This window comes from Pseudomonas sp. PSB11 (assembly GCF_014596605.1).
GTDB classification, from domain to species: Bacteria; Pseudomonadota; Gammaproteobacteria; order Pseudomonadales; family Pseudomonadaceae; genus Aquipseudomonas; species Aquipseudomonas umsongensis.
This window is the reverse complement of sequence record NZ_NOIO01000067.1, coordinates 1-1400: the sequence shown is the minus strand read 5'-3', so window position 1 is coordinate 1400 and position 1400 is coordinate 1. Positions and strand designations below refer to the sequence as shown.

The 1400-nt window shown below is 51.3% G+C and carries 1 protein-coding gene; it reads left to right on the top strand.

Going from position 1 to position 1400, the window contains the following annotated elements:
- Positions 1 to 1366, top strand: a protein-coding gene (locus tag CGA21_RS29680) for an IS3 family transposase (RefSeq protein WP_223194314.1) whose coding sequence is annotated in 2 segments (ribosomal slippage) — positions 1 to 468 and positions 468 to 1366 — 1367 coding nt annotated over the 2 segments. Because the reading frame shifts where the segments join, the coding sequence is not laid out codon by codon here. This gene is flagged as partial in the annotation.
- Between the last annotated feature and the right edge of the window lie 34 nt (positions 1367 to 1400).

The window sequence follows — 1400 nt, the reverse complement described above, 5'->3', positions numbered from 1 at the left end:
GGAAGTACACAGTTCAAGTGAAGCTGTTGGCGGTGCAGGATTACTGTTCCGGTAATGCGGGTCTTAGAGATGTTGCGGATCGGCACGATGTTGATTTTTCTTCGTTGCGCCAGTGGATCGCGGCCTATCAGGTGCATGGTGCGGCCGCTTTAGAGGCAAAAAAGGTGCAGCACTACAGCGCTGAGTTCAGGTTATCCGTCTTGAAACGTATGCGCGAAGAGCAACTTTCCTACCGCCAAGTGGCTGCATTGTTTGATATCCGCAAATTCAACATCATCGGTGACTGGGAGCGTCGCTATGATGAGGGCGGTAAAAATGCCTTGTCTCGGCAACCCAACGCACCTGGATCTCAGAAAAACATGCCGAAACCGACCTCACCTGCTCAACCCCAGTCACCTGACGATGAGTCCCGTACTCGGGATGAATTGATCGCGGAGCTGAATCAGCTTCGGTTGGAAAATGACTATCTAAAAAAGCTCGATGCCTTGGTTCAGAAAAAACGAGCAGCGCAGCAGAAAAAGCGCAAATCGTAATTGAGCTAAGGCAGCAGTATCCCCTCGAAGGCTTGCTAAAAGCGGCTGGGTTGGCCCGCAGCACGTTTTACTATCAGCAAAAGGCGCTCCAGGCGGCCGACAAGTACGCGGATCTGAAAGCCATGATCTGCACGACTTTCGACGAGCACCAAGGACGATATGGCTACCGCCGCATCGCTTTGGCAGTTCGAGGTGCTGGTCATCGGATCAACCACAAGACGGTTCAACGCCTTATGGCTGAGCTTCAGCTCAAGAGCCGTGTGCGTGTTAAGAAATATCGTGCTTACAAAGGTGAAGTAGGCCAAGCCGCTCCCAATCTGCTGAAGCGCGATTTCGAAGCTCAACAGCCGAATCAGAAGTGGGTAACCGATGTCACGGAGTTCAAGGTTGGAGGGCAAAAACTTTATCTCTCACCCATCCTGGATCTGTACAACGGTGAAATCATTTCCTACGACATAGCCAGGCGACCGCTATTCAGCATGGTCGGGGCGATGCTGAAAGAGGCATTTGAACGGCTACAGCCGCATGAAAAGCCAATTTTGCACTCCGACCAAGGGTGGCAGTATCGGATGCCAATCTATGGTCGGCTTCTCAAAGAACGCTCGGTCACGCCTAGCATGTCGCGCAAAGGTAACTGCTACGACAATGCGGCGATGGAAAGCTTCTTTGGCACGCTGAAATCCGAATTCTTTTACCTGAACAAATTCAGTAATCTGGACGAGCTTCAGGCCGGTCTGGTGGACTACATCCACTATTACAATCACCAACGCATCAAACTGAAGCTAAACGGACTGAGCCCTGTTGAATACAGGGCTCGATCTGTTCAGGTATAGATTTACGATCGTCCAACATTTCGGGGTCAGTCCA